We start from the raw sequence: 26,265 nt of genomic DNA, 5'->3' as shown, positions 1-26,265 counted from the left end.
AGTTCTCTCCGGCCGGCTGCCGAACGTTAGCATTCCGCCTCCAGTCATTGTGGTGCTAAGCCCGCCGTGGCGGCCTTGGCCGGAGCCTCACTTGCTGTCGGCGCGGAGCCAACCGGACGGACATAGAGGATGCTGTCACCATAACGGTCGGTGCCGATAGGCTCCGCCACCCTCACATAGCCATGCGCCAGGGCATATGCCTTGAGGGGTTCGTCAAACTCGCCCTCGTGACCGATCAAGATCGCGTCCGGCGGGGCGGCATCAAACAGGACGTGGATGGTGCTCGGGGAGGTGATGTTGTAGGCGGCGCGTTCCTCCGCGGAAAGATAATCACCGATCCTAAAAAAGAACGGGCCGGAGGCTAGTTGCGGATAAATTTCGAGTCCGGCATCTATCGCGTAGCTCGGCGAGAGCGTGGCAATGCGCGGGCGTCGGGCGTCGATTGTGAGATGTTCGCGAATACGCATAGCCGTGTTGTGAACCTGGATGCCCGTCCAGGTCGAAGGCCTTGCAAGCTTCGGCAAGTCCTGAAGCAACTGCGGCGCGCCGAGGAGGAAGGCACCGACGGCCAAAGCGACGATGAGCGGACGGGCGTGCTGACGCTGTTCCGCAGTCATGGCCGCTAACAGGCAGACGATCAGCAGGATCATGAAGGGGATGGGCGGCATATAATATTGCGGGAACGCAGGCTTCGTGACGAAAGAGATCAGCACTCCAAGCGCTGTCAACGCCAGCGTGATAGGTATTGGGTAGACGCTAAGCTGCCGCCAGGCAGCTGTTCGGTCGCGCAACAGCGCAAAAGCCGCAAAGCAATAACAGAGCCCGACCAGAATGATCACCGAAGCACCGGCACCCCAAAGCCGGTATGCGAAGATGATCTGGCTGTGCAGGGAAAGCCCTGTCACCGTTGCAGCGCGCGCCGGCTCGTTCCAATAGGTGCGATGCGGGCCGGTAAAATATTCTACCGTGTTGAACAGAAAAGCGTCTGTATGAGCCAGAAAATAGTAAATCGTAGGCAGGCCTGCGACGAGGCCGCCAAGGCCCATGGGCAGAACGACCCGCCAGAGGCGGTCCGAGAGCCTCAAGGAGCGCGGCAAGAGAAAGGCGGCGACGACGAACGGCGGAATGACGATCACGTAGTTTGCCTTGAACCCGACCGCCAACGACAACGATGCGCCGCACAGGAAGACGTAAAAGGAGCGTCGGCGTTCGCGCTCCATAGCCAGCACGAAGAACAGAAAACCGAAAGTCGCGAGACAGACAGGAAAGATGTGACTGGCCACCAGCATTGGCGCGCGACCGATGAACAGCGGATTGGTCAAGAGCAAGAGTATTGCCAGCGTGGTGATCGGCAGGCTCTTAGACAATCGCCAGGAAAGCGCTCCGAATGCCCACAGAAGAGCCATCCAACAAAGGAACACGGTGAAACGCGCAGCGAGAAAATGATAGCCGGGCGAATCCCCAACGACCATACTCAGGAGGATGGGCAGGTTGGGCAGATGGGCGTAGCTGATCTCCTGATAAAGCGTAAACCTATCGATCAGTGCCCCCGCGCCCATGTAAATATGCTCGTCATGTCCAATTGCCTCGGACATAACACGGGCGAATAACGCAAGACCGAGGATGACGGCCGCCCCGCTAAGAGCGCACCAAAGCAGAACTGACCTGTCGGCAAGGTTGAGGCCAAGGGCTGCCCGTGAAGACCCAGCCTGCCTCGATATCGACTGGTTGCCAGGTGTGCTCGTCAAGGCTGCATCATCCCCTGTTCAGCCGGGACACGAAACAATGCCCGGGCGTTTGCGGCCTTTGCGCCGGTCCTCACCTTCCAGCGAAGTTCGTCAACGAGGAGCCCCGCTACAAGACGTCCTTCCCGAATGGCATGGTTCGTGCCGCGATCTTCGGGATAGATCTGGGCCATTGAGGCGATCTTAAAGCCTTCAATGGGGCTATCGTTGTCGGGGATCAGCTCGGCGTAGCCCGTGACTACCAACGGCTGGGCATAGTCCGCTCGCCATGCATGGTGGTCGATAATCCAATCGCGGTTGAAATCTGGAAACATCCTCTGGATGTGCGGGAGGGCGAAATGGAGCAGTTCCAAGTCGCTCATCGCGTAGACAGGGTCGTCTGTCGATAGGTACTTGGAGAGATATACGATGTGCCGGTTCTCGCCCGGCCACAAGGGTTCGAAGTTAGTGTGCTCTATAATGCCGACGAACGGAAATGACGGGTCGTTGACGTTCATCCAGTAGAGTTCGGACAGGCTGTGCTTGAGCTCCAGCACCAGGCACACATTGCCGAGATAACCGATTTTCCGTAGCCGCGCGCCATAATCACGATCGACATGGTTCTCGATTACATCCGCAATGATCGGCAATGCAGTCGTCGCGACCACGCCGTCACAGGGCAAGAGTCCGTCGGCGCAATGTACACCGGTCACGACACCATCTCGGACCTCCAGGCCCGTTGCCGGCGTCCTGTAGCGAACATTTCCACCGCGGCGCACGATCTCGGCGACGAGGTAATCGACCAGCGCTTTGAACCCGCCCTTGAAATACATCAGGTTCTCGGCACCGCCTTTACCCCGGCTGCCGCCACGCAGCAACAGCTTCGCCCAGAACCAGGCTGCCGAAACATCAAAGGCATGCTTGCCGAACTTGCCGAGCAGCAGCGGCTCCCAGACGACGCGGAACACTTCTTTGCCGCACAACTTAGAGAGCCATTCCGCCGCGCTGACATGATCCAGATCCCTCCACGACTTGATCCGCCTGGCGGCCAGAACGAGCAGTCCCAATCGAAACCGATTGATTATTGAGAGTGGCTTGAAGCGCAGCACATCGAGTGGCGTGGCGAGGCGGAACAGGCTCCCCGCATAATACATTCCCGTCGCAGACGGTCGAACAACCACTTTCTCGTTGAGCTCAAGCTCGTCCACCAGATCGAGCAGGTGCTGATCTGTGTTGTACCAGAAATGGTAGAAACGCTCCAGCTGTTTGCCGTTGACCTCGAAGCAGGCCGCTAGCCCGCCCGCAACCGAATCTGCCTCCAGGACCGTTACCTGCGCGCCCCGCTTGAGTGCCTCATACGCCGCGGCAAGACCCGTAAAGCCGCCGCCGATCACTACTATCCGAGGGCTGTGATTTGGCGAGTCATGCCTTGTCGTCGCGCTCTGGACCGGACTGCACGGTGCGCCGGTTGGCTTCGCTGTCTTCACGTCTTTGCCTTCCGTCATCCGATCCCCCGATCGTCCTAAGCGCAGAACCTGACCGGCCGCTCATGCTTTCGCGTTCGGCCGGAAAACTATGTATTTTGAGGCTAAGTAGTTCCAGAGGAAAACTATCGGTATCGACGCCAGCTTTGCCGCCAGCTTCCCCGAGAATTGCATAAACACAAGCACCAGCCCGGTCGATAGCGTCAGCCCGACAACATTGACAGTGATAAACAGCACAAAGCGCCGCGAGTGCCCCTGTCTGTTTCCCGGGCGGCGGAAGGTCCAGAAATTGTTCAGCATGTAACTCGTCACGATGGCCGCCGAAAAGGAGACGATGTTGGCGGTAGGCCCCGGCAACCCGGATCCTATAGCCAGAAGGATGAAGCCACCTAGGTCGACTGCGACATTGATCACCCCGACAATCCCGAAACGGATCAGAGTGGGCGGGAGCAGCCAACCCGAACGCGCGCGGCGATCGCCCTGCCTGGTTGAGCGATAAAGCCCGACGGCGGTCAGCGGCGCTGTGTGCTGATCAGTGTCTGACATCACCCCGCCCCCGCACCGGTTCTAGCCCTTGCTGCGAAAATACCTTCAGGCAAATTGTTGGCAGCCTATTTCGGCTTTAACGTAAATTTTTCAAAATCTTAATCGTGCCTGGCAGGCGTAAGTCGTCGTTTAAGACGCTGGAGGATACTCTATTTGAAGCGCAGTGAGTTCGCAATTATTCGACTGTCAGGTAAATCCCTAATTGCGTCGGGATGAAGCGCGCGACATCTCTACCGAACAGGAACATGGCGTCATGGCTGGATTACTTACCCAGCATGTTCATTCCGATATCGGGAGCTTCGGGCTGGATATCTTCGGTCTACGTCCGCTTAGGGCGAAGCGGTGTCGATAGCTGCGAGCGAAGCGATCGCGAGCGGTGTACGGCGGATCCCCCGCGCCTCTTGCAAAATTCTGAGCGTTCCCGGCTTTTCGCGTGGGACTATCTCGTCGCGCCCTTGGATCTTTCACAAGTGATGGATGCTGAGGAAAATGGCTAGATGATTATGCGCCCAATGACATGCACAACATTACATGAAGAGCGCACGAGCGCACCGGATATTGAAGCGCCCTGCACTTTCCGTGAACCCGCCTTCCACCCTCCGTTCGGCTTGGGAGGCCACTATATCAAATGACATATGGTGTACCGATCACGAAGGTGATAACCTAAAGAAAATATTCGTAAATTTTGACGTGAGATACTCAACGAAATTGTAGTCGATCGCCTGCAAACCGGCGAACTGCCATAGTGATACTAGCCGCAGCCCTCATGCATATCGAGATACCGATACAGCGGCCGTTACTGTGACCTCAAAAGGTATTTTCGATCGGTCCGCAAGGAAGAGGGCGGTCACGCTCGCCTCCACCTTCAGCGAAACGATGAAGGAAGGGCGCGGTATACGAGAGCCGGAACGTTCCCCGGTCTTTCCCGTCGGATTGGCAGCCCGTCCCCGCAAGGATCTTCATAGGAAGTCGAACGGAGGGATAATCCATGGCAGTGATCAACGGCACGTCCGGAAACAATACCCTCATCGGCACGGATCAAGACGACACGATCAGCGGTTTCGCCGGTGACGATCTCATACAGGGACTGGAAGGGTCGGACACCATCAACGGCGGCTCCGGCGTCGACACGGTTGATTATCGGGAGAAGACGGTGGGGATAACCGTCACGCTCAACGGGACCAATGATGCAATCGTGACGGTCGGCGGCATCGCCGAAGACATCCTCCGCGCTATTGAAAACGTCTACGGCGGCTCGGGCGACGACACCATCACAGGCGATGCCCAAAACAACCTTTTCAGAGGTGGGGGCGGAAGCGACGTGCTCAACGGCGGAGCCGGGATCGACACGGTCGACTATGCTGACAAGACGGCATCGGTCGTGGTCACTTTAGGGGGCGCTACGCCGACGACGGTCTTCGTGAATGGTCTTGCCGAGGATACCATCAGCAACTTCGAGAACGTGTATGGCGGCTCGGGCAACGACATCCTGACCGGCAACAATCAGAACAACATCCTGCGCGGCGAGGCCGGCAACGACACCCTCAATGGCGACGGCGGCGACGATTCCCTGTTTGGCGGCGAGGGGGACGATACGGTCGACGGCGGCGCCGGCATCGACACCTTCGACCTTCGGGAGAAGACTTCTGCGGTGGCTGTAACGCTCAACGGCGCCAATGCCGCGACGGTCTTCGTCGGCGGAGTTGCGGAGGACACCGTCCGCAATGTCGAGAACATCGTCGGCGGATCGGCAGGCGACGCGCTGACGGGCGATGCCGCGGCCAACAAGCTTTCTGGCGCGCGCGGCAATGACTGGCTGAAGGGAGGTGGCGGGGCAGACATCCTGGATGGCGGCGAGGACTTCGACACCGCCGATTACAGCGACAAGACAGCCGCCATCGCCGTGACACTGAACGGCAGCAATCTCGTCACCGTGACAGTCGGTGGCGTTGCCGAGGACTCAGTCGCGAAGGTCGAAAATATCGTCGGCGGCTCAGGCGATGACACAATTACCGGTGATACCGTCGCCAATACTTTCCGCGGAGGCTCCGGTGCCGACACATTGGATGGCGGCGACGGTAGCGACACCGCCGATTTCAGCGATAAGACTCAGTCCGTTCTCCTCGCGCTCAACGGTGCCGCCAACGCGATCGCGACTATTGGCGGGACAGCAGAGGACACGGTGCGCAATATCGAGAATGTCATCGGCGGCTCGGCCAACGACCAACTCACCGGCGATGCGGCCGCCAACACGTTCCGCGGCGGTCTCGGTGCGGATGCGTTGGATGGTGGCGGCGGCAACGATACGGCCGACTACAGCGACAAAACGGCGTCCTTAGTCGTCAGGCTGGCCGGGGCGAGTGCCGCCACGGTGTCCGTGGGCGGGGTTGCGGAGGATACGCTCCGCAACATAGAGAACATCATCGGCGGCTCGGGCAATGACGTCCTCGCTGGCGACGGCTTTGCAAATGTGCTCGATGGCGGTGCCGGCAGCGACACCGTCGATTATTCCGCATCGGCCAAACCGGTTGCGGTCACTCTTAACGGCGCCAACAGTTCAACGGTGTTCGTCGGCGGTGTTGCCGAAGACACCGTCCGCAACGTTGAGAATGTAACCGGTGGCGCCGCTTCCGACGTGATCACCGGCGACGTCCAGGCGAACATCCTCGTTGGTGGCGCGGGCGGCGACCTTCTCAAGGGCGGAGGCGGCCTCGACGTCATCGACGGAGGCATCGGTTCCGACACGATCGACTTCAGCGACAAGACCGTTGCGGTTGTCCTCGCACTGGCAGGAGCGGCCGACGCGATCGCGACGGTCGGCGGCGTGGCCGAGGACACGGCCCGCAACATTGAGAACATCTTCGGAGGCGCGGGCGCCGACGTTCTGACCGGCGATGGCGCCAGCAATACGTTACGCGGTGGCCGGGGCGCCGATACTCTAGACGGCGGAGCGGGCGAGGACACGGCCGATTTTCGGGACAAGACGACGTCCGTCGCCCTGACGCTCGACGGCGCCAACGCCGTGACCGTCAGGGTCAACGGCGTCAATGAGGACACGATCCGCAACTTCGAGAATGTCTCTGGTGGCTCTGCCGGCGATACGCTTACCGGCGACAGCCTGGCCAATGTGCTGCTCGGTAATGACGGCGGCGACACGCTCAAGGGCGGCCTTGGCAACGACGTGCTCAACGGTGGCAACGGCGTCGACACGGCCGATTATCTCGAGAAGACCGACGCAATCAGCGTCACCCTCAATGGAACGGCGAATGCAAGCGTCTTCGTCGGCGGAGTGGCGGAGGACATCGTCCGCGGCGTGGAGAATATTCTGGCGGGATCCGGTGCTGACACGCTTATTGGCGACAGCGCAAACAATCTGTTCCGTGGCGCCGTTGGAGCCGACTTCATCAATGGCGGCGCAGGCGTCGACACGGCGGATTATCGCGAGAAGACGACCTCGGTCAGGGTGACTCTCGACGGAGCAAACGACAGCTTCGTCTTCGTCGGGGGTGCTGCGGAAGACACCATTCGCAACATCGAGAATGTGTTCGGCGGCAAAGGAAACGACGCGCTCACGGGCGACAATCTGGCAAACAGGCTCGACGGCAATGACGGCAAGGACCTGTTTACGGGTGGTGGCGGCGCCGACACTCTCGATGGTGGGGCGGGGGCGGACACGGCAAGCTATCGCGACAAGAGCGCATCGGTCTCGGTCACGCTCAATGGCACCACCTACGCGACCGTCACCGTTGGAGGCGTGGCTGAGGATACGATCCGCAACATTGAGAACGTCTGGGGCGGAACCGGCAACGACAATCTGCGGGGCGATGCGAACGCGAACCTCCTTTCGGGCGGCGGCGGAAGCGATGTGCTGTTCGGCGGCGCGGGGGCCGATGAGTTCCAGTTCGATTTCGCGCTCGGGGCGACCAACGTTGACACCGTCGAGGATTTCACGGCGGGGGACAAGCTCGCCCTGTCGCGGAGCGTCTTCACCGCGCTGAGTGGTGGCTCCCTTTTGAGCGCGCAATTCTACGCGGCCGCCGGCGCAACCGAAGCGCAGGATGCGAGCCACAGGATAATCTATGACACGACGAGCGGCGCGCTTTACTACGATGCCGACGGCAGCCTTTCCGGTGCCGCGGCCGTACAGTTCGCCGTACTCTCCACGCGTCCAGGCCTCACCGCTGGGGACTTCCTAATCGTCTAGGGGACCCGGTGCCCGGTGCAGCGGCGAGGACCGGCGCGCTGGGTGCGCCGCGAACACAACGTCCGGCCTCCACATGGATGGCCAAGACCAAGCGAACAGGAGCGTCGCCGATCCGACACTTCGAAGACCAGGCCAAGGGGCGAGGTCGGTGGTCGATGCCCCGTTCGCGCAGACGCCAGCTACTTACGCTCTTGGCGCCTTCTCGATGAACTCACCAATGGGATGAGGGCATCCGTCCGGTGAGGACCGCGAGGGTTACTGCTCCGAGCCTTCGGCCTTCGTGGCAGGTCACAAGTGGTCAGCTCCAGTAGCAACTTTGGAAACGCTCGGATATCTTGCACCGCAATTCGCATTGATTGGTATTGGAGTGTGTGGATGATCAACTCTTCGCGGGAATGGCTTCTCCGAGAGAATAGCGCGTTCGCGCGTTCCTTGCCCGCCGGCTCCCTGGTTTTGGACGCTGGAGCAGGTAGTCAACCCTATAGGCACTTGTTTGACCATTGCCGATATGAGGCCGCGGATTTCGAGAAGGTTGACAAGCCATATGCCAAATCAACGTATGTATGCGATCTGGTTTCCATTCCTGTGGAGGACGGGCGGTTCGACGCTGTGGCGCTAAACCAAGTGCTCGAACATCTGAGCGACCCTCTTGCCGCTCTCGCTGAATTGCACCGGGTACTGAAACCGGGCGGGAGCATGATCTGCTCGGCGCCACTCTTCTACGAAGAGCACGAGCAGCCTTATGACTTCTTCCGCTACACTCAATACGCCTGGCGTCACCTTATGGCCAAAGCCGGATTTGAGATCGTCAGCATTTGTTGGCTGGAGGGATATCTGGGCACAGTTGCATATCAAATGGAACGCGCCTCAAGATACCTGCCTACCAGACCGCATGATTTGGGCGGCGGCGTCCGCGGCTGGATTGCGTCGCCGATCCTCATCGCGGGCAAGCCCATTCTGAGGGTCCTGGCGGCGCTGTTCTATAGGCTCGACGCAAGGCACAGGTACACGGCCGCAGGATACCCGAAAAATTACGTTGTCGTCGTGAAAAAGCCTGCTGCTCAGGGCGCGCCGATCTCCTGATCTATGTTTTGCCGTCCATAGGGACTTCGTCGGCGGGCATCAATTCCTCAGTCAGCAACAAGGCTCATGATTGGCACGTTCAGCCCGCGCTTGGCCCGGCAACTGGAACTTGCCACGCCAGATGCCGACTCCGTGGTCACGCGCGAGCTGTTCAGCTCCGCCATTGCTGTATCTTTCCCAATCCACCGCATTGCCGTTCTCGACCAGCCAGCAATTGAACTCGGTGCTGTCGGCGCGAAAGCAGACACCCACGAACCGTTGATACATTGATACCGATCGCGTTCGATAAACTCGCAGCGGGTAGGCGGGACGCAGCGAGAAATTTGTCGAGAGCTACAGCGCCGTGCGTCTTTTCAGACGCCCAAGGACGCTATAGCACTTTGAATTGCTGCAGTAACGCTGCCTCCTTGCCGCAGCGGTAGGCGCCGCCGTCGCCATCCTCGCATTTTTGCCGGATGAGGAAAAAGTGGGCGCGGTTTTCCGGCGCGCGTCTCGCCCGAACTCGTTAGGATGGGCGACGTTTATAATTCAGGGCGATCAAGGCTTTAGCCGTCCGCAGTTGCGGGGCGGAACTCCAGCACGAGCTTTTCGATCTCCGATCCCCCGCCCACGCGCTTCAATACGGCGAACGATCCGTTCCCGTTTAGCTCAAACAGGGTACCAGCGTTTTCCCGAGCGCGATTGGTGCGGGCGATCATGAGCAAGGCGCCCGGACCGCGGAGATAGGAGTGAATGTTCTCAATTGCGATATGAATCTGATCCGAGGAAAAATATCCTGTGTTCAGGATGTTGGCGGCACGCACCATGTCGAACCGATGGATGAAGCGCTCCGACCGACACATAATATCATTTTCAATGAACACGATTTCACCGTTCGACGGCAACGACCGGGTAATCATTTGCACCGGCCTGCTCATGCCGGCCCTTATGCGTGAGCGCAGGCGCGGTTGCAGAATGCTGCGGCCAAGCATGAGCGGGATAAAAGCGAGCGTCACGTAATCCAGTCTTCTGACCCATGGGCGGACTGTGATGCCGCGGACATCATATTGTAATGGCCAACCCTCCGGATCGCAGAAAACTCTAAAGTCCGGAGCCAGTTCGACGATGTGGGCCTCGATGAAGAGATCGGTTGCGACGATGCCGGCAGCAGCGCCACAATCCTTCAAGAACCTGGCGAGTTCCACAGTTGTCAACCCGGTGGAAACTCCCACGTCGAGGATCTCGCGAAGAGAGCCTGCCCGCTCCTCGAGATAGGGTCGGAACGCGACCTCCAGCTCTTGAAAGCGCGACGGTTGGGTCAGTTTGAAAGTGCCGTTTCGCATCTTAAGCTTGGCGAAGAAAGCAGATTCCAAGCTCACGTCGGTCGTATCCGTACCCGATGAATAGAACTTGCTGGCACTCACGGTCATGGTTTCAACCTGTATCTACTTAACTTAAACGAGGATTCGCTCACGGATTGCTGATGAAGATCGTCTCCCTTACGGGCATTCAACCCGTCCGGTAGCCACCAACGCCACCGTCTGGCCTTTCAAGCGGCCGCACATCGGCGGCCCTCAACACTGGTCTTGGAGCGCTTGCGATATGTACTCGCCGCGCCTGCCTTGCGGTCTCGACAAATGCATCAGCTCATTCTTGACCCGGAGACCGCCGGACATCGCCGCCTTCCGGATCGCCGGCCATGAAATGGAGAAACTCCTCCAAGTTTGTCCACCCATCGCCATCCATGTCCTGCTGACCATCATTAGTGTTTGTTGGGTCGATGCCACATTTGACCTCCCAATCATCTGAAATGCCATCCATGTCGCCATCTTGATACGGCGTTCCAGGATCAAGCTCGGGCCAACCGCCGACGTCGCGCGGGTCCGTTCTCAGCAGTTGCCCGCTTCGACTTTTGATGTCCTCGACAATGCGACGGTCGACCTCGTCGCGCTCGGGCTTTGTGGCACCGGCATTCGCCAGGACTTCCTCGTAGGCGGCCATGGGTGCGGAGACGCGGATGGTCGGCACGTCAAACGGTGCCGTCACAAGAAACCTTCTGTGATCTTCCGCTAGAACCAAGCTGTCATCTTGGTCAGCGTCAGTACGATATGGCTCGTCGTAGTTGTCCTTGACATAAATCGAGTGCCCGAGCCCGCTTTCGATGAAAAGATGCACCAGGCGGTCGTTGCGCAACTTCTTCCCTGCGATCTTGTAATTGCCGACGACATTAGCCTGAATATGCGTCCATTCATCGCCAAAGCTCACGACATATTGCCATACTGGCGAGAAGAAAACATTGTTCACGACATCCGCGACCGCGCCGGGAATTTTCATTTTAATTTGTGGATTCCTGTATTTGCCGAAAGCAAAGAGCGAGTGGTGCACCGAAACGTTGCCACCTTTTGTGAACAACATGTTGCGTGCACGGTTCTCTTTCCCCGGGCCGCCTTCCAAGAGCGGCTCACTGGCCATTCCCCATTGCCAGGTGAAATTGCTGGCATCTTCTGAATCGATAGTCTCGTCGGATCCCCAACTGGCGGAGATATGATCAAGCATAATGTTCTTCGCCGCCTCGGAGTACATTCCGAGGCCGCCAGAACAGCAAGCCTTGCGGACATGCGGGCCGGGGCGAAGGCGAATGTGCCGTACGATCACGTCATTCGTCAAAATCTCGATCGAAGGACGAACCTGTGCCTCACCGTTCCGGATGGCGACCCCGCCGCCCGGCGCCGTTTCACCGGCAATGGTCAAGAACGGATTTCGAATGACCAGCGGCTCCTCGCGAAGAGTAATGGTACCGCCCGTGCGGAAGATGCAAACCCGCGGCCCAGACGCTTCGATGCAGTCGCGCAAAGATCCTGGTCCTGAATCGTTCGTGTTCAAGACATAGATTACCTTTCCCCCTCGGCCTCCGACGGAACCGGCGCCGAAACCTTCGGCCGTAGGAAAAGCACGCTGCCTACCGTCTGGGAGCTTAGGTGAAAGCGGCTCCCGGGCTGCCGGCGCAGCATGAGCTTCTTCACGCAGAGGCCCGCCCCAAGATCCGAAAAGCAGCCCTGCCAACATCAGAGAGCGAGCGGCCCTGGAAACAAATGCGCTCACATCACGCGAGTGAATGGTTTTGCCATGCCCTGGTGCCCCCCCAATCGAGGCTGGTCTCCTGTTCCCCCGAGCGGGATCGCCGGGTGACTGGGCTCTCGAATGTGCTGGATAGCGGAGCCACGACAAAAGCCTGGGCGGTGCCAGAATATCGTCGAACCTTCGTAAAAGTGCCGAACACACAGCCAGCATAGGACCCCCGCGCTTTTGTGATGCCGATCACTTAAAGATAGCCGTAGCGTCTGAGCATCCAGCCACCCAACCGCTCGAAGGAGACCTGCTGGCCGGCTGGCATCCGTACTCGCCACGATTCGTCCTTCGTGAGTGCGACAGATCCGTTCATACGCAGTCGGTTCCCTGCGACCTGGTGCCCTGCACGAACGGACTCCCCGTTCTGCAGAGAAGAACCGATTTGATGTAGGTCGAGCTCGAGAAATGTCCCGATTTTCTGCATGACGGCGACGGGATCCGACGCGAAATCCTCATACCGCACGCGCATCACTTTTTCAGAACCCAATTTTCGCGAGAGATATTCGACCGCAAGGTTGACCACGCTCCATCGCAGAGCCGTCCTGAATACCGATTTTGGCCTGATCTCCTTCTGCAACCCTGACTTCGCGTCACGCTCGTAAGGTTTCAGCAATGACCAGGCCACTCCGCGCCCATCGCGCACCATGTGGATGACGCGCATGTCGATTCCCGGGATTTGCGCAAGCGCCATTGCCCTTCCCGGCAACTTCGAAGAGTCGACAATTACTTGCTTGCCGGAGCAGGACTGCATCGCGTTCATCAGACGTTTGGTGTGAAGCGTATACGCCGCAAATTGCTTTCCCAGACCCAATCCCGAAAGTACCTTTACAAGCACGGACAGCCCTTCGAACTTTGTTTGAAGCGCACAATACTCCGCCATGACTTTCGAATCCGAACCCGCGGACCACTCTTGGCAGACGGCGCTCCAGAAGCTGCAGTCACGAATAGGATTGCCGCATGCACAGTATTCATTGTGGCGCCAAACGTGCCGTGTGAGGGAAGTTACTTCCCCCGCCCCCAAAACGGCGCTGTGCTGGCCCAACGCAATGTCGAGTATGGTGGTCCCGCTGCGTCCGTAACCTGCAATATAGGCAATGCGCACTGGTTGCGGGGGCATCATATAAGCCTTTCATTTGCGACTTCTTTGAACTTTGGCTTCGAATTCTGTTTACGCGCATGAGGGTCCGTCCATGCGCATGTGGTACGACTTTCACCTTCCCGCCACCAGATGGGGCCGGCTGCTATATTATTGCAGCGGGCGCCGGCACTCCGGGCATGCCAAAGCAGTGCCGCTTACACGGCACTGGGCAGTGCACTTCGCTAGATAGGTCGGAATAAGATCGCCGCACCCTCATTTACAATCTGACGCGAGCCGCGCGGACCAGCCATCTCCAAATCCATGCCGAGAATGACGGCCTCTGCTCGCTCGACAAAACAAATGAAACGAAATAATACCAATGATAATGCACGAACGCCTGATTAGCAACAAGGTCAGCGCGACTACCGATCAGGCTTGAGCGTACTTTATTGTCATCTATTCTCCAACCATGCTTACAGATGGAGACCTTTCGACCGAGTTAGCCACTCGCCTCCTCCACACTGCCGCACGATAAACTTCGGCATCAATTGCTTGAACGAGAAAGCTCGGATTCAAATTGCGCCCCGTTCTAGTTTAACTGCGCGCCTGAGCTGCGCAAGGCTTAGGCCGCAGCACAAAAAAATCGGTATCGTCCAGTACCTCGCATACATGTGGGGATTGAACAAAGCGATCGTGAGGAAAACGACGACGCTCGTAATAATCGCTGCCAATGCGCGCTTATCTCCACCAGCCCTGTTGAGCGTAATTCCACGCAGCACGCCGATCGCTGAAAACATGATCCAACCAATCAGCGCGAGCAGTCCGCCTTCCACCCAGAGAAGAAGATAGAGGTTGTGAACGGGAGCAGCTTGTACACTTCTTTCTCGGAATTGATCTGCGCCAATTCCCACCAGTTTGATCTGTTCGTCAGATATCATCTGGATCGCCTCCTCCATAAGTGCGGCTCTCGATAGGAAAGTTCCCGCTTCAGAGATGTCGCCGGAGGAAAGCGCGCCCAAGACACGCGTTTGAAATGTCTTGGGCAGCAGGTCCTTGTTCCCAAATCCGCCCACAACCGCAACAAGTATGCCGACTCCCAGTGCCAGACGAAATATCAACTTGGGCGTTGAAATGAGCGCCGTGAAGATAACCAAGCAAATCGACGTCACAAACAAACCGCTATTCGAGCTAGTAAGTATCACTGTAACTAGAAATAGCGCCAGTACCGGTAAAGCGAGATATGACTTGATCCGGCCGGTCGACCAGAAAAAGAGCAGAATAGGGAGCGTCAGGGCATTCATCGCCGCAGCCAAGTTCGGGTTTCGAAGGAGTGTAGCCAAACGCCGCCCCCCCGTAACTACGCCCCTTCCCTCGCCAGGCACATAGCCAACGAAATAGAAGGTAATGATGCCGTGAATGTCTATGAGGATTATGCTGGTCAGGAAAATGGCCGCCAGACGATAAGCTTCCTTAGGTTCATCACGGATCAGAATGAACATCAAGAATATGTAGGCGAACAAATACTGTGCCGTCACAATCAGCCCCCGTTCGGGACTGTTATGGAAAAGGCTGCCAATCATCATCCCCACGAACAAGAGCAGGAACGCGACAAGCCAAAGTGGCGTTGCCTCGCCCAGCGGCTTAGTCCAAATGCGCCCTGTTATGAAAAGAAGAAAAAGGCTTAAGCAGAAAAAGAAATCACTGAAGGTAAAGAATAGATCGGAAAATCGCAATGTTGCATAGGGCGCTAAAAACACTGCTACGTAGAGGACAGCACGCTCGATCGCAGACAGGTGTACATGCAGTGTGCGCGGGTGGCTGTCAAAATGAAATTGGGTTGTCGTTGTTTTAACGATTTCTGACACTGTCGCCTCGCGCGTGGCCGGTCACAGTATGGGCGTGCACTTGGTCTGCGCGCCTCATATCGCCCGTGCCTAACAGGTCTCCGTAGACCGCGGTGATCGCGTGTACGTGGCGCTCGATGCTGAAGCGGGAGCGTGCTTCGCTACGAGCCATGTCTACGATGTGCCGGTAGTAGGCAGAATTGCTGAAGAGTTTTAAGCAAGCTTTTGCGAATTCATCCGGATCATCTGGACGAACAAGCATGCCGGTCTCGCCGTCTTTGACCACTTCCGGATTTCCGCCCGAGTTTGTAGCTATGACTGGTGTCCCTAGCAGCATTGCCTCGACAAGCGTCCTGCCGAGGGGCTCGTTCACCGCCGTTACCAGAAGCGCATCCAACCCTGCGATCCAAGGTTCGCCCGGATAGCGGAAACCCAGGAAATGGATGCGGTTGCTCACTCCAAGGGCTTCAGCGCGCGATCTTGCAACGTCATCAAGCCCGTTCAGCGCGTTACCCAAAAACAGGCCCGTAAACTCGACATTTGGCTCCAGTCGCCGCAGGGCCGCAAGGGCCTCGACAAACAAGATCGGCCGCTTGCGATCCACCAAGGTTCCCACATATCCGAGGAGCTTTGTTTCGGGCGAGCATCCGATCGCAGCTATCACGTCCTTTCGAGCATCTTCTCGCTCGAACCCGACCATTTTCATGACGTCGAATGGACTATGAACGACGCTGCATTTCCCCGCAGCGGAGAAGAGTCCGGGGCGCGGCGACGCAAATCTCGAAACGGCTACCAGACGGTTCGGAAGCCAAGGCGCGATGTGGCGCAGTCCAAAAGAAGATGAATCGCCGCGGTGGTGCCAGAGGTGTTTCGATCCCGCCAATCGCGCCGCGAGTCCCCAGACGAGATGTGCGCGACCGTCGTTGGTGTGCACGATCGCGACTCTTTTGTCTCTCAAGTATCTGACAAGAGCGGGAAGAGTTCGAGCGACATTGAGTGCCGCCGCGCCGTTGCGCGCCCCGGCCCGCTCCAGACGGTTTAAAACCGGAGCAGTGTCAAAGTCGACACCTTCTCGGCGAAACAGTTCTGCGACCGGCCCCTCCGTATCATGGAGGACAACCAATGGAGCGAAAAGGGACTTGGGAAGATTTCGTATTAGCCCCAGTGCGGACATATGGCTGCCGCCGACAAAATCCCCTATAAAAGGAAAGCACACAACGGTCCGCCGATCGCCACTATTCATTTCTGAACGCTCTCCATTAGAAAAATTACTTATGTATAAAGAAGTTTCTGCAGTTTTCGTTTATGATCTTCTTAATAATCAAAGTCCGTAAACCATTCGCGATTCCGAAGGCTAGCGGTGGATCCAGACGGCCTGACATCGGCCAACTCACGGCCCCGCTTTTTCAACGATCGTTACCCACCGGCGAGCGTTGCTCGATCTAAAAACGAGATCATCGGCCAAATCTTTGGCGCGACCAGACTTACACTGTGCTCGACGAAGAATGGTGCGTAGCGTTCGCCGAAACCATCGGCGAGGTGTTCGTTTCTGTGCCCGGATGGTCAGCGATTTTACCATTGCCACGGTAATGGCTCCTGATCCAACCGCTCGCCGGAACTCGCTTCGATGTTATGACAAAGCCTCCGTACCGGTGGCGTTTATGAATTTCAGGATTAACTTGGTTGATTACGGTGCCGATCAGTGGCGCATGGTTCATCCGGAGTTGCGAAACACTAGCCAACAACTGATCCTCGGTTGTCTCCCCCCAAGAAACCATAAGGATGACTCCATCAACAAAGGGCGCGAGCCAAGTTGCGTCCCCTGAAGCGAGGACAGGTGGAGCGTGAAGCACAACGAAATCATACCCGCTCTGCTTGAGCGCCTGGATCAGCGCACAGAGTTTGTCAGAATCCATTAATCTGAACGGGTCCGTCATTACTCGCGTCGCGTCAATAAAGCCGAACCCAGGCAAGCTAGGAATTGTCTGCACCGCCTCAGATAGGGTTGCTTCATTCGTGAGATAGCGCTCGACAAGTTCGGGCGAACGCCCCACGCTTTTCAAGTAAGCAACGCCGTGTTGACGGAAATCCAGGTTCACGAAAGCGGTTGGGCGACCGTCTGCTGCTGCAGCAGTTGCAATCCCCCAAGCTGTCGATGCGTTTGCAATGTTGTGATGGCAAGACGTGATCATCACAACGCGGTGCAGTTGTTTAGCGTCTGAGAAACGGGAAGCCATATAGATCGACCGCTCTGCTTCTGCAGAGGTCACATTGCTCCAGTCCGGTATACATGAGGACCGCTTAGTCCCGCGCGACGAGAGATGCTTCGGAAGCCTTGGCACGTAGCCTAAGTTGGGCAATCGCAAGAGCTGCGCGACTCGCTGTCCGCTGCGGATCCGCGTGTCGGTTGTTTCAAGCAGGAGCGCAAGCAAGAAGGCCAACAAAGTCGAACCGGTGAAAGCCGCCGGAATAATGATATCCGCCTTAGGAAATGACGGTGAATTCGGAAGTTCCGCCGCCGATACAATTCGAGCACTTGGCTTCAAAGATTCCGCCTCGAGGTCCAACAAAATACGACGAACCTCGTCTTCGATCATCCTGCGCACGCCCGCAATTTGCGAATCTGCATCAAGCATCCGCGGGTGATTCTTGCCAAACTTCGCAGCGAGCTCCGCTTTGCTTTGCAGCAGTCGAGCCTCTTCGGACCGCAACGTCACCAAAAGCGGTTGCGTCATGCTTTGCCGAAGGAATCCCACGGCCCCGCCCGTATTAAGGGCGCGTTGCTTGTCTGCGATCCGCTCGTCCTGCTTGAACTCGAGCGAGGATTCCACATACAGAGTAGCAATCGTATTCGCGATTTCCTGAGCAAGTTTAGGATTTGGGTTTGATACCGTAATTCTTACGGCCAGACTCTCCCCGGTCCGGCTAACGCTGAACAAGGATAGTAGTGAGGAGATTGCGCGGTCCCGTTGAGCTTCCAGATCCGGTGGATTTCTCGCGCGATTAGGCGATCGATCGATCCCGATTACTCTTCGGAAATTTCCAAGAACCCCGCCACCGTCGTCGGGTGGTTGTTTGGCGCCGCGAGCATGCGGGTTGAAGCTCGGATTCTCGATGAGATTCAATCTGTCGACTACGCGGCCAGCAAACTGCCTGGATTGCAAAACATCCATTTCGGTTTCTGCCGCCGAGCGATCGCGGTCAAGCGATGTCAAAGAAGCGTCAGTGGCAAATGGTCGAACATCCTTCCGCTCGAGCACCACTTCTGAACTGGCGTTATACGTTTTCGGGAGCGTGTATGACGCTATAGCAGAGAGCAACGTACAGCCGACGATCACTGAAGCAAGAAGTCGTATTCGCCGTTTGACGAGCGCCCAAGCATCCAGCAGACCAACCGAATTCCCATTGCGCTGAACCGCAAGCTCGACACTTTCCCGGTAGTGAGCACGAGCAGATAGGCTGCCATCAGAAACGAATGTCGTCATGGAAACCATCAAAAAGCAAAGGAATTTTCTCTATCAGGTTAGATTAGTAGAATGTTCAATAAGGCGCAATAACTTAGTTCGATAACCGCCAACTCCAATTGGCGGAAACAGGCATATTCAATCTCCTCCATATTTTGCCGAAGGAGGAATTGCAATTTTACCGAGCGCACGCGCGTTCACATCGAAACGACGCGAAAAAATTGTCCCAGGATCATTGAGCGTCGGAAAACGCCATTCGCTTACGCAGGGCAAGGGCGGCAGCTGCCTCCTCATCTCGCGCGCAATTGACGGGATCGCGTTGCAGCAGCACCTCTTCACAAGTGCAGGCCTGGGGACAGCCAACAGCACAATAAGCGATAACTGCCGTTTTAGACAATAGGCTCTGTTAGCCATGTCCAATACCAGTTCTGAATGCCAGTTCTGAATACGGGGGGGCGCTCATGGTATGCTGCTTCTCACAGTCGACTCGCCTGATCGGCTCTCGAATCTCTGCCGATGAACTGGCCGCTTCCTGCGCTGGACACCGCGGTCATTATTGTGTTCAATGCAGCTCGCATTGCTTACTTCGCTTACTGCCCGTCGGGTCACGACATCCCGCTTTTTTTCGATGGTTCGGCCGTTTTAGACCATGCGTATCGTTTTCGTCGGCGCCGTTGAGAGCTCCAGAATAGCTCTGGAAGCCCTCATTAAGGTGGGGCGCGCTCCTGCACTGGTTATCACCCTGCCACCCGAATTGGCGGGGCGTCACTCTGATTTTGTCGAGTTAGGAACGGTGGCGCGCGCCGCCGGAAGCGCGGTTTGCCACACCACAGACGTCAATGGCCCTGCCGTCCTGGAGGCGATGGCATCGGTGGAGCCCGATGTCACGCTTGTCGTTGGCTGGTCGCAAGTCTGCCGGCAGCCGTTTCGAGATGTTGCACGCAGGGGCGCCATCGGCTTCCATCCGGCGGCGTTGCCGCGTCTGCGTGGCCGTGCCGTCATTCCGTGGACAATACTTCGGGGCGAGGAAGTGACGGGTTCGACGCTCTTCTGGCTGGACGAGGGGATCGACTCGGGTCCCATTCTGCTTCAGAGGCTGTTCGCTGTCGCGACCGACGAAACCGCGCGCAGCCTCTATGGCAAGCATACAGCAAATCTCGCCGAGATGGTGGTTGAGGCGGTTGCGCTCGTCGAGGCGGGCAATGCACCGCGTATGGAGCAGGATCATGAGAAGGCAAGCTATTGTGCGAGGCGAACGGCTGAGGACGGCCTGATCGACTGGAACGCGTCTGCAGCCTCGGTGCTCCGCCTTGTCCGTGCAGTCGGCGCCCCTTACCCTGGCGCATTTTCCTTTTACAACGGCGGGAAAATCTGTATCGCCGCGGCCGTGCAGATCGAAACCGCCGGTCGCTTTATCGGTTTGGCGGGGCAGGTTCAAGCGCATACGGAACACGGCTTCATCGTTCTATGTGGCGATGGCGAATGCATCGATGTGCTGGCCTGGGCCTCGCCCACTGGCAAACGCCCAGCGGTACACAGCAAGCTACATGGGTGAGCGTTTGACGACGCGGATGCATCGACGACACAGGCGTAGAAACCGGCGCGAAACGGTACGCGCGCTTCACCAACATTGACGAACGAAACCCGGCGTGACCCGCAGAAGCGCAGACCTTCGTTCATGAGGTAATGGCAGAATAAGATCGATATTGTAAGCAGATACGGATCGCGCAACCAAGAACATATGTCCGTTATATTAGGTAGTCGACATTACGGCACGACTATGCGAATATCGGCGCTGCCGAGCGGGCTCTTACAGCTACGCTGCGTAATTGTGTAATAAATGCTTTCAGAGACTGATTTGCGGGTTTGGCCAACACTAAGGGCTAAAGCGCGGAGTATTTTTTAAAGGTTCGCAAGCGTGTCACGCGCATGATGGGGGCCTGTCAAAGATTTCGATCCGACTGCTGCTGCGCTGCCTAACGATTTTTGCGTGGCCGGGCAGAACAAGTCTTTGCGGCGTGAATTCTAACCTCTGTCAGCACGCTGGCGCCAAACGGATACACCAAGAATGGGGGGCGGCGGCTACATGAAGCGAGAACGACATCTGGTGCAGTCCGTTTCGGCGGCGACGGCCGAAGACGCGATGACTTCCCTTCCTGCAAGGGCGCAGCTCGTCGCGAGCATCGTCCTTTCGTTGGCGATCTCGCTCCTGTTTTTCGCAACCACATCGCGCGGAATAGAGATCCTACCGGATTCAATCGCGTACATGCGCATAGGAACCGCGCGTCATTACGCTCCGCTTTACACCTGGTTGCTGCAAGCCACGGCACTATCCCAGACCGATCTCGTGGCCGCCGCCTGGTGGCTCAATTGGTTTCTTTATGTCGTCAATACGGTCCTGATCCTGCGGTTGCTGTTTCTGGCGCAATTGGGCCCGACCTGGGCTGCATTGGGAACGGCCCTGATCGTTGGTCATCCGGTCTTTGTCGAATTTCACTCGGTGGCAATGTCGGAGCCGTTGTTCATCGCGTTGACCCTTGCGTCCGTCCTAGTGTTTCTCAGGGCAATGCAAGACAACCGTGTCGCAAGTGCCGCGCTTGTGGGGGCGATTGTAGGCTTCGCGATGCTGACGCGATTTGCGGCCGCGCCGCTGCTTCCAGCTTTTGCACTCCTGAGGCTCGTCGCTGGTGGCGGAGGCTTTGCGAGACGGCTGGTCGATTGTGCTGCGATGACCGGTGCGTGCGGTGCTGTTTTCGGGTCATGGCTGGTCGCAAGTGAACTGATGTCCGGGGATTCGACGGGACGTTCCCTGGAACTGCTGGGCAACACCGATCTGGCATACTGGATCAGGACGATAGGCTCCGCATCGGCAATGCTTTTGCCCTCCGCGGCGGGGTCGGCCCCGCGCATCCTGTTTCTCGCCCTCACCAGCGTCGTTGTCGTTTTCGTCGCCGTGAACTACGCTCTCGCATGGCTACGCCTAGCCCCCGAACAACGGGCACGACCGCAGGCGCTCGTACCCGTCGTGTTCAGTCTCCTGTCGATTCTGTATCTGCTGTTCCTGATCGTGTCAGTGATGATTCAGTATCGACTGAACCTCACCGGACGGTTTCTTCTGCCGCTCTATGTTTTTCTGGCCCTCGCCGCCATGACTCCCTTCGGAGCCGGTAGGTCGAGTTTCGCGCGCCAGCGCGAACTCGGGATCGTCCTCGCCGCTCTCGCGGCTGTGATCGGAGTGTCAAATCTCGCCAGAACGACGGTGTTCACCATGTCCACCTATGAAGCGGGCCAAGGATATACTCGCAAAATGTGGTCGACCTCGCCTGTGCTCGCATCCGCGGCAAAATTGCCAATGAATGCCGCGATCTATTCCAACGCCCCGGATTTGATCGAATTCCGATTGCGGCGCAGCGCGGCATACATACCGCGCCGCTTCAGTCACCTGTCTGGCCGGGACGACGCAAGCATGCCCTTTGCGCAGCAGATGGACGCCATGCGCCGCCGCCTTGCGGAAGGGAACGCCTATGTCGTCTTCGTCTACGGCGTGGACTGGCGGGACTACCTGATCAGTGAGGACGACCTTCTCAATTCCGTTCCACTCGTCGAAGAGGAAACACTCGCCGACGGGCGGATCTATCGCTCAGCACGCGGCGCAACCGAGATGCAGCTTTTGCCTTGAAAAGGGCCGGCTGAGCAACATCGAAATTTGGAGATTGAGTGCACCGAAAGATTGTAACGGGGAGTATAGATCATCATGTTTCAAAAGAAAATTTTTGTGGTTATCCCGGCTTATCAAGCCGCCCTGACACTCGAAAGCGTGTTTGACCGAATCCCGAGGGAAATTTACGAAAAAGACGTCCGCATTGTCGTAGTGAACGACGGCAGTTCCGACGGAACAGGCGATGTTGCGCGCAGAATTGCTCATTCGCGGGCGAACGTGGAAGTCATCGACCATCCCCAGAACAAGGGCTATGCCCAAGCGCAAAAGACCGGTTTTTCTTACGCATTGGCGCAAGGCGCCGACATCGCCGCACTCCTGCACGCCGACGGGCAATATGCGCCGGAACTGCTGCCGCGTTTGCTCGCGCCGCTGGAAAAAGGCGAGGCTGACGTCGTCATCGGGTCGCGCATGCTCGAGCGTGGCGCCCTGAAAGGCGGCATGCCTCTTTACAAGTACATCGCCAATAAAGCGCTCACCGCGATAGAGAACCTGGCCTACGGCCTTCACGTGAGCGAATACCACAGCGGCTACATGCTCTATTCCCGCCGGTGCCTGGAGACCATCCCCTTCGTTCGCCTCAGCGATACATTCCACTTCGACGGTGAGATGATCATGATGGCAGGCAAGCGCAAGCTGAAGATCAAGGAAATTGCGATACCCACGCGATACGCGGATGAAAAATCACATTTGAAACCGGTACAGTATGGTTTTGATGTACTCAAGATCGTATGGGCCAACTATCGAGGAAAATACGAGTTTAACTGACAAATCTATTTTAGATATAAGGAACTGTGTTATGAGGATACTCGTTACTGGAGGCGCAGGTTTCGTAGGTTCCTTTTTATGTGAGAACCTTCGCAAATCCGGATACGACATACGAATTTTCGACAATTACGAACCGCAAGTCCATGCTGGATCGCAGGGCAACCTTGGGGGCCTGTTGCAGCCGAGCGGGCTGCCTATGAAGGGCGTCGAGATCGTCTACGGTGACACCCGCAGCACCAGCCAGCTCGACGCCGCGTTGAAGGACGTGGACGCCGTCGTGCATTTGGCCGCACAGGTCGGGGTCGGCCAGTCGATGTACGAAATTCACCGTTATGTCGACCACAACACAGTCGGAACCGCCGTGCTCCTCGAACTGCTGGCTTCCCGCAGGCACAATGTGAAAAAGCTTGTGGTTGCCTCATCCATGTCGATCTACGGAGAAGGTGGCGCACGGTGTAGCCATTGCGGCGATGTCACGCCGACGCTTCGCGAGGCGGAGCAAATGAGGCGTGGTGATTGGGAGGTGCGGTGCCCGATCTGCGATCGAAGCGCCACACCAATACCGACCGGCGAAGCGAAGCCTGTCCTGCCGACCTCGATCTATGCCATTTCGAAAAGAGACCAGGAGGAAATGTGTCTGGTCGTCGGCAGAGCTTACGACATACCCTCGGTGGCACTGCGGTTCTTCAATATCTATGGCCCCCGGCAGTCATTGGGCAATCCCTACACCGGGGTCGCTGCAATATTCTCGTCCCGTTTGCTCAACAACCACGCCCCGGTCGTCTTCGAAGACGGCAACCAGACGCGAGATTTCGTTCATGTGAAAGACATTGTTCAAGCCATTTCCCTTGCCCTCGCAAAGGACGAGGCGAACGGTCAGGTGTTCAATGTCGGCACCGGTCGCCCGACGTCGATCAAAGAGGTCGCGACTATCCTCGCTCGGAAAATGCGGCGCGACATTGCTCCGCAAATAGAAAACAAGTTCCGGGAGGGGGATGTCCGGCACTGCTACGCCGACATAGGCAAGATCCAACGGTACCTCGGCTACAAGCCCACTGTCGAGCTCGAATCCGGCATCGAGGACCTGATCGCTTGGGCAGAAGATCAGCAGGCGGAGGACCGCTTCGAGCACGCAGCCGCCGAGTTGGCGAAAAGAGGATTGGCCCGGTGACGGGCAACCATCGAGTTAGAGCACATTGCGTGGGAACGCGGGTATCGTCGTCAGACTCTCGGTCGCTGGCCAGAGACTGGATTGCCATCCCGCCGGCGAACCGCTTCAGATGAGGTAGCGCTATGGGGCGTCAATTTACAAATCGCGTATTGGTGACTGGGGGGTGCGGTTTCATCGGGTCGCATCTTTGCGAACGGCTGATTGAAAGCGGCGCCGATGTTCTTTGCGTCGATAATTTCTTTACCGGCTCCCGTGCGAACGTTGAGGAACTGTTATCCCACCCTCGATTCGAGTTGCTGAGGCACGATGTGACGATGCCCCTCTATGTGGAGGTGGACAAGATATTCAACCTTGCCTGTCCGGCCTCTCCGGTGCACTACCAGTTCGACCCGGTGAAGACCACGCGGACAAGCGTGCAAGGCGCGATAAACATGCTCGGCCTTGCCAAGCGGCTGAAGATCAGTGTCCTTCAAGCATCCACGTCGGAGGTCTACGGGGACCCGGCCGTTCACCCCCAGACCGAAGAGTACTGGGGCAACGTCAACCCTATTGGGCCTCGCTCCTGCTACGATGAAGGCAAGCGGTGCGCCGAAGCGCTTTTCTTCGATTACAGGCGGCAGCATCAAACGGCGATCAAAGTTGCGCGCATCTTCAATACCTATGGACCCCGTACGCACCCGAGCGACGGGCGTGTTGTTTCGAGCTTTATCGTCCAGGCGCTGCTGGATGCCGACATAACCGTCCATGGAGACGGCTCTCAGACGCGGTCGTTCTGTTACGTCGACGACACCGTTGCTGCCTTGTTGCGTTTGATGGATTCGCCGTTTGACGTTACCGGTCCGATCAATATCGGCAACCCCAACGAAATTTCCATGCGCGAACTGGCCGAGTTGATCATCGATCTCACCGGATCCAGGTCGCGCATCGTGTACCGGCCACTGCCTCAGGACGATCCTTGCAGACGGCGCCCGGATATCTCGCGAGCAAAAGAACAGCTTGGATGGGCACCTGGAATCGGTCTGAAGGAGGGCCTTCTGAAGACGATCAACCATTTTAACGAGCTGCTGATGCGTCCTGATTCGCACGCGGAGCTCGGTGCTTTGTACGAGGCAAATCATGCTTAGCGGACGGGGGTGCCCTCAGGATACGAAACCGGACGGCTGTACCTCGGCCGAAGAGGCGGCCGCGCTGGGTTTCCGGCCGCAACCGCTGCCTGCCGGCCATCCCGCAGGCGAACCTTATTCCGGCGCAGCACCTCCCCTCTGGTGGAAGACGCTGCAGCAATTGCCGCTTGTCGGACGGGTACTGAGGGCGATCTTTGCCGTGCGTCTGCTGAGATACGCCTTAGTCGGTGGGTGCGCAGCGCTGCTGCAGATCTGCCTGTTGACCCTGTTCGTGGAACTGGCCGGCATTGACGCCTTGGCGGCATCAACGCTAGCGCTCTCGATCTCGGTCATGGTCAACTACAGCCTTCAGCACCGTGTGACATTCAGATCGAAATCGAAGCACACCGTCGCCGCGCCGAGCTTTGTCGTTCTGACGCTCTGCACGCTGGCGGCGAATGCGCTTATCTTTAACAGTCTGCACACTCTGCTGCCCTACATCGCGGCTCAGATCCTGACGACTGGAGCCATCTTCCCCGTCAACTACTATTTGAATCGAACCGTGACATTTCGCCTTTAAGCGCTAGGAAGGTCAACTTGCCCGCCCTCGTCAGGCAGCCGCCTGCCGAGGCCGCCAAACACTCGGCAGCCCGTCAGTTTTGATGAAAACTATAATTGGGCCGATGCATCGAAGACTATTTACAACTAGTTAATTACGTGCTTTTTTATTATCGAAATCGGATATGCAGGTCATTTTGTGTCGCGATCTAGCCCATCGCGACTTCTAATCTTTTTGTTGAATTTAATTTATCAAGCCTTTCGAGCCAGTCGACGACAAGACTTACAGACGCACCGTTCTTTGACCCACCATTAAGCCTCTTGGGGTAGGTGCAGTTTTCGCTCGGCAGCACGGCAGGCTTGCAGATATTAGGAAGGGGCCGTCATGCAGCGTTTTTACGCCGCCGCGAAG

17 protein-coding genes and 1 pseudogene are annotated in these 26,265 nt (G+C 57.4%); 8 read left to right on the top strand and 10 right to left on the bottom strand.

What is annotated here, in order from left to right:
• Positions 1–44: 44 nt before the first annotated feature.
• The 3 genes from M728_RS19460 to M728_RS19450 form a co-directional block, all read right to left on the bottom strand.
• Entirely contained in the window at positions 45–1,559 is a 1,515-nt protein-coding gene (locus M728_RS19460; protein WP_026622957.1) for a hypothetical protein, read from the bottom strand.
• Positions 1,560–1,744: 185 nt separating this feature from the next.
• Complete coding sequence (locus M728_RS19455; protein WP_084044689.1) at positions 1,745–3,229, bottom strand: NAD(P)/FAD-dependent oxidoreductase; 1,485 nt, start codon at positions 3,227–3,229, stop codon at positions 1,745–1,747.
• Between the two features lie 42 nt (positions 3,230–3,271).
• Positions 3,272–3,754 (bottom strand): GtrA family protein, encoded by a 483-nt coding sequence (locus M728_RS19450; protein WP_026622958.1) that lies wholly within the window; start codon positions 3,752–3,754, stop codon positions 3,272–3,274.
• 988 nt (positions 3,755–4,742) lie between these two features.
• Here M728_RS19450 and M728_RS19445 point away from each other — a divergent pair.
• Together M728_RS19445 and M728_RS19440 are read left to right on the top strand one after the other, a co-directional pair.
• Positions 4,743–7,958, top strand: a complete 3,216-nt coding sequence (locus tag M728_RS19445; RefSeq protein ID WP_026622959.1) for a calcium-binding protein — start codon at positions 4,743–4,745, stop codon at positions 7,956–7,958.
• Between the two features lie 375 nt (positions 7,959–8,333).
• The gene (locus tag M728_RS19440; protein ID WP_370906495.1) at positions 8,334–9,041 is read left to right on the top strand and encodes a class I SAM-dependent methyltransferase; all 708 of its coding nucleotides are present in this window, start codon (positions 8,334–8,336) and stop codon (positions 9,039–9,041) included.
• Between the two features lie 51 nt (positions 9,042–9,092).
• Here the strand turns inward: M728_RS19440 and M728_RS19435 are convergent.
• The 7 genes and pseudogenes from M728_RS19435 to M728_RS19405 all read right to left on the bottom strand — a co-directional run.
• Positions 9,093–9,492: pseudogene (locus M728_RS19435) on the bottom strand (thermonuclease family protein); the annotation flags it as partial.
• Between the two features lie 94 nt (positions 9,493–9,586).
• A complete protein-coding gene (locus tag M728_RS19430; RefSeq protein WP_026622538.1) occupies positions 9,587–10,450 on the bottom strand; it encodes an ATP-binding protein in 864 nt (287 codons plus the stop codon).
• Between the two features lie 217 nt (positions 10,451–10,667).
• Positions 10,668–12,137: a pectate lyase gene (locus tag M728_RS19425; protein WP_156943540.1), complete on the bottom strand. Its 1,470-nt coding sequence runs from the start codon at positions 12,135–12,137 to the stop codon at positions 10,668–10,670.
• 205 nt (positions 12,138–12,342) lie between these two features.
• Complete coding sequence (locus M728_RS19420) at positions 12,343–13,269, bottom strand: sulfotransferase (protein WP_026622537.1); 927 nt, start codon at positions 13,267–13,269, stop codon at positions 12,343–12,345.
• A 530-nt stretch (positions 13,270–13,799) separates the two neighbouring features.
• Positions 13,800–15,092 carry an O-antigen ligase family protein gene (locus M728_RS19415; protein WP_026622536.1) on the bottom strand — a complete coding sequence of 431 codons (1,293 nt, stop codon included), beginning with the start codon at positions 15,090–15,092 and terminating at the stop codon, positions 13,800–13,802.
• Complete coding sequence (locus M728_RS19410; RefSeq protein ID WP_051441012.1) at positions 15,076–16,314, bottom strand: glycosyltransferase family 4 protein; 1,239 nt, start codon at positions 16,312–16,314, stop codon at positions 15,076–15,078. The genes M728_RS19415 and M728_RS19410 overlap by 17 nt, the downstream gene beginning before the upstream one ends.
• Positions 16,315–16,555: 241 nt before the next feature.
• On the bottom strand, positions 16,556–18,556 hold the full coding sequence (locus M728_RS19405; protein WP_026622535.1) for a polysaccharide biosynthesis tyrosine autokinase: 2,001 nt from the start codon (positions 18,554–18,556) through the stop codon (positions 16,556–16,558).
• A gap of 628 nt (positions 18,557–19,184) precedes the next feature.
• On the opposite strand from M728_RS19405, the gene M728_RS19400 reads away from it, so the two are divergent.
• From M728_RS19400 to M728_RS19375, 6 genes are all read left to right on the top strand, one after another.
• Positions 19,185–20,090, top strand: a complete 906-nt coding sequence (locus M728_RS19400) for a methionyl-tRNA formyltransferase (protein ID WP_026622534.1) — start codon at positions 19,185–19,187, stop codon at positions 20,088–20,090.
• Positions 20,091–20,621: 531 nt separating this feature from the next.
• Positions 20,622–22,214, top strand: a complete 1,593-nt coding sequence (locus tag M728_RS19395) for a glycosyltransferase family 39 protein (protein WP_198023424.1) — start codon at positions 20,622–20,624, stop codon at positions 22,212–22,214.
• A gap of 75 nt (positions 22,215–22,289) precedes the next feature.
• Positions 22,290–23,021, top strand: coding sequence for a glycosyltransferase family 2 protein (locus tag M728_RS19390; RefSeq protein WP_051441011.1), 732 nt, complete (start codon positions 22,290–22,292; stop codon positions 23,019–23,021).
• The gene (locus M728_RS19385) at positions 22,960–24,192 is read left to right on the top strand and encodes an NAD(P)-dependent oxidoreductase (RefSeq protein WP_245269792.1); all 1,233 of its coding nucleotides are present in this window, start codon (positions 22,960–22,962) and stop codon (positions 24,190–24,192) included. The genes M728_RS19390 and M728_RS19385 overlap by 62 nt, the downstream gene beginning before the upstream one ends.
• A 122-nt stretch (positions 24,193–24,314) precedes the next feature.
• On the top strand, positions 24,315–25,316 hold the full coding sequence (locus M728_RS19380; protein WP_026622531.1) for a UDP-glucuronic acid decarboxylase family protein: 1,002 nt from the start codon (positions 24,315–24,317) through the stop codon (positions 25,314–25,316).
• Positions 25,309–25,875 (top strand): GtrA family protein, encoded by a 567-nt coding sequence (locus M728_RS19375; protein ID WP_051441010.1) that lies wholly within the window; start codon positions 25,309–25,311, stop codon positions 25,873–25,875. Before M728_RS19380 ends, M728_RS19375 begins: the two co-directional genes overlap by 8 nt.
• Positions 25,876–26,265 lie beyond the last annotated feature (390 nt).

This window comes from Ensifer sp. WSM1721, from assembly GCF_000513895.2.
Taxonomy (GTDB): Bacteria; Pseudomonadota; Alphaproteobacteria; order Rhizobiales; family Rhizobiaceae; genus Sinorhizobium.
Note: the sequence above shows the minus strand (reverse complement) of the source record. Positions and strands in the feature narration are given on the sequence as shown.